Origin of the sequence: uncultured Amaricoccus sp., assembly GCF_937858865.1 — a bacterium.
Classification (GTDB): domain Bacteria; phylum Pseudomonadota; class Alphaproteobacteria; order Rhodobacterales; family Rhodobacteraceae; genus Amaricoccus.
The window spans coordinates 1-2877 of the sequence record NZ_CALLYO010000291.1 but is presented as its reverse complement, the minus strand read 5'-3'; the positions used below and the strand labels follow the sequence as shown (position 1 = coordinate 2877).

Genomic DNA, 2877 nt, shown 5'->3' with positions numbered 1-2877 from the left:
GGGATCTGGAGGCGACGACCGGAATCGAACCGGTGTGCACGGATTTGCAATCCGCACACATCGCCTGATTTCATTCGGGTTTTTTGTAAACCGCGCTACCGCTTACCTGCCGGATGATAGTGGCCTGCCGGTGGCTTGTAAATTGTGGGCCCATGGTGTGGCAGTGCGTATGTCGACGGCTCGGGGAGCGTCGAGCACGCCCTGGGCGAGCTCGACATCCTCGAGGGCGAGGCTGAACTGGTCGGGGCTCAGCTTCTCGGACTTCGCGCCGAACTTCTCGCGCCGCAGGTCGGTGAGGATCGCCTCCAGCCGGTGCCGCGCCTCCTCCGAGTCGGCCAACGCTGCCTGAGTCAGCGCCAAGAGCGCCTTCACGCGCGCGTTCTCCTCAGCAAGGGCGGCTCCGCTCATGGGCCTATGGAATCAGAGAGATACTGTCGCCGCCAGCCCGAAACGATCCCGCAAGCGACCTGTCGCCGTCATCCGGCGAGCTGCGGGCGCCGTGCCCGCTCCGGGCGCACCAGCCGCCAGTCGAGCCCCTCGAAGAGCGCCGCGAACTGCGCGGCCGACAGTCGAATCACCCCGTCCTGCACCTGCGGCCAGACGAACTTGCCGCCCTCCAGCCGCTTGTGTACCAGCACCATGCCGGTGCGGTCCCAGACCAGAAGCTTGATCCGGTCCGCTCGCTTCGAACGGAACACGAAGGCCGCGCCGCTGAAGGGATCAGGCCCGAACATCTCCTGCACCACCGCCGCCAGACCGTCATGGCCCTTGCGGAAATCGACCGGCCGGGTCGCCACATAGACCCGCAGCGGTCCAACCGGCGCGATCACCGTGCCGCCCGCGCCGCCCGGATCACCCGCGCGAGGTGCGCCTCGCCGGCATCGGGCGCCGCCCGGATCATCACGTCGCCCACCACCACCTCGATGTCGGACCCGTCCGCTCCCGACGCCGGCTGCGCCTCCGCGACCACCACCCCCGCGAAGGCGACCGACGGCGACGTCTCCGCCGGCACCAGCCGGCCATCCCGCGCCCGCCGTCGCCAATCGTACACCTGCCACCGCGTCGTCCCGTGTCGCCGGGCCACATCGGCAACCGTCACGCCCGGCATCAGGCTCTCGGCCACGATCCGCGCCTTCTCCGAAGCGCTCCGACGCCGCCGGCCCGTCGGCTCTTCAATCACCTCGAGCCGAACACCGTAGCCGTTCCTCGAGACGTCCAAATGGACGTCCATTTTGCCGTCTCCCGCCATCCCGACCCTCCTCGCAACCGAAGCGGGTCGTCGCACACTCAGATCATGTGCGGGAGAAGGGGATCGGGTGAGCGCTTACCGAGCTGGAGGCGGTTTGATCGGAGATCATCAATGCCGCCAGACCTTCACGGCGGAAAGCAGCAGGATCGCCACCAGCGCCGGGATCAGGACGCCATCCGGCACGATGCCGAGGAGGCGGCCGCCGATGAAGGTTCCGAGCACCGATCCGGCGGCCATCACAAGCACCAACCGCAGGTTGCGGCCGAGGACCGCGAAGCTCTGATCCCGGCTGTAGCGGGTGAAGCCGACGATCATCGTCGGCAGGCTGACCGCCAGCGATAGCGAACCGGCCAGCTTGATATCCGCACCGAAGATCAGGACCAGCGTCGGGATCAGCAGCTCGCCGCCCGCGACCCCCAGGAGCGAGGCGACAACGCCGATCCCCAGTCCGGCGATGACACCGGCGACGAGCTGCGCGGCGCCGGTGAGCAGCGGCTGCGCCGTGGCCGCCCCATGGCCGAAGTAGAGGACGGCGGCGATCAGAACGAGGAGGATGGCGACCACCTTGTAGAGCCGCTCCGAGCGCAGGCGCAGGGCCCATCCCGCCCCGAGCCAGGCGCCGGCCAGGCTGCCCGCGAGGAGGTTCACCAGGATCGGCCAGTGCGACAGCACGTCGCCAAGTGGAATCGTGGTCGCGCGGAACGGCAGCGCCGAGGCGACGACGACCAGGCTCATCGCCTTGTTCAGGACGACGGCTTCGAGGGCGGCAAACCGGAACGGACCGATGAGAAGCGGCAGGCGGAACTCGGCGCCCCCGAGACCGATCAGGCCGCCCAGGGTTCCGATGACAGCACCCCCGCCAAAGGCGGCGGGCAGACTGCGTGGTGCGATGGCCTTGGCGAGGTCAGGCATTCGAGCGCTCCGCACGATCTCGCAGACGACATGATCGCGCCTACGGACAGGGCTCCAAAAGTGGCATGAACCGTATCGCGGGGAGAGGAAGCCGAGATCAATAGGACCACGCCGGAAACCAGCGCCGGCCGAGCCCGAGCGCAACCGATACCAGCAGGATCAGCACCGGCACCTCGACGAGCGGACCGATGACGGCGGCGAAGGCCGGTTGCGAGGCCAGCCCGAACGAGGCGATGGCGACGGCGATCGCAAGCTCGAAGTTGTTGCCGGCCGCGGTAAAGGCGACGGCCGTGGTCCGCGGATAGTCCGCCTCGACCAGCTTGCCCATCCAGAAGCTCAAGGTGAACTGGATCAGGAAGTAGAGCGTCAGCGGGACGGCGATGCGGACGGCGTCCCACGGCAGGCTCACCACCTCGCTGCCCTTGAGGCTGAACATGGCGACGATGGTGAAGAGCAGCGCGCCGAGCGTCAGCGGCGCGATCCGGGGCAGGAAGCGGTCCGCATACCAGGCTTCGCCCCGTCGTCCGACCAAGATCTTCCTGGTCAGGAAGCCGGCGGCGAAGGGCAGGCCGAGGTAGAGCAGCACGGCTTCGGCGATGGTCCAGAAGCCCACGTCGACGACGCTCCCCTCAAGGCCGAAGAACGGCGGGAGCACCGTCAGGAAGACCCAGGCGTAGACGGGGAAGAAGAGGATCTGGAAGATCGAGTTGAAGGCG

General features: G+C 68.0%; 5 protein-coding genes and 1 tRNA gene. All 6 read right to left on the bottom strand.

The window, feature by feature from the left end; genetic code table 11:
* Window positions 1–6: 6 nt before the first annotated feature.
* Window positions 7–65, bottom strand: a tRNA-OTHER gene (locus Q0112_RS08350).
* A 37-nt stretch (window positions 66–102) separates the two neighbouring features.
* A complete protein-coding gene (locus tag Q0112_RS08345) occupies window positions 103–372 on the bottom strand; it encodes a transposase (protein ID WP_297973856.1) in 270 nt (89 codons plus the stop codon).
* A gap of 104 nt (window positions 373–476) precedes the next feature.
* Window positions 477–830: an IS66 family insertion sequence element accessory protein TnpB gene (gene tnpB, locus Q0112_RS08340; protein ID WP_297973855.1), complete on the bottom strand. Its 354-nt coding sequence runs from the start codon at window positions 828–830 to the stop codon at window positions 477–479.
* On the bottom strand, window positions 827–1249 hold the full coding sequence (locus tag Q0112_RS08335) for a transposase (protein WP_297973853.1): 423 nt from the start codon (window positions 1247–1249) through the stop codon (window positions 827–829). The genes tnpB and Q0112_RS08335 overlap by 4 nt, the downstream gene beginning before the upstream one ends.
* Window positions 1250–1357: 108 nt before the next feature.
* Window positions 1358–2161: a sulfite exporter TauE/SafE family protein gene (locus Q0112_RS08330; RefSeq protein WP_297973850.1), complete on the bottom strand. Its 804-nt coding sequence runs from the start codon at window positions 2159–2161 to the stop codon at window positions 1358–1360.
* Window positions 2162–2258: 97 nt separating this feature from the next.
* On the bottom strand, window positions 2259–2877 hold a 619-nt coding region (locus Q0112_RS08325; protein ID WP_367278456.1), incomplete at its 5' end, for an arsenic resistance protein.